The sequence below is a fragment of the Bacillus cereus group sp. N21 genome (genome assembly GCF_016483395.1).
In the GTDB taxonomy this organism is placed as follows: Bacteria; Bacillota; Bacilli; order Bacillales; family Bacillaceae_G; genus Bacillus_A; species Bacillus_A pseudomycoides.
Genome location: NZ_JAEHBX010000258.1, coordinates 1 through 398, shown reverse-complemented (window position 1 = coordinate 398; position 398 = coordinate 1). Strand labels below are relative to the sequence as shown.

Here is a 398-nt window from a genome sequence, read left to right as displayed (position 1 = left end):
AGTAAAATATTTTTAAAAGGGTCAGGACTGTTAGCTTTACCCATGCTGTTCAAATTGACGGCCAACGTATGCTTGCCTCCAAGTGTACCTCCAGCAAAAGTAAGAAACCCTGGAATGCTACCTCCGTGTCCCCATATCAAGACACCGTTTGGAAGCTTAGTTTCAAAGATTCCAAGACCACATTCTCCTAATTCAGCTATTTCTGTAGGAACTGTAGTAAGCATTTGTTTTAGTTGCTGTTCCTTCAGTAATTTGCCACTGAGTAAGTAAGAGAAGAATTTGTTTAAGTCGTCAGCAGTAGAAATCATCTCTCCGGCCGATCTACCCATACTTGGGTTATAATAAGTAACGTCTTTTAGCTCACTTGCTCCGTCTGGTTGGAAATATCCACGGGCATG

Annotated in this window: 1 protein-coding gene; it reads right to left on the bottom strand. The window is 41.7% G+C overall.

Going from position 1 to position 398, the window contains the following annotated elements; genetic code table 11:
- Positions 1-398: serine hydrolase (locus tag JDS96_RS30755; RefSeq protein ID WP_199669126.1), on the bottom strand; the 398-nt coding region annotated here is incomplete at both ends.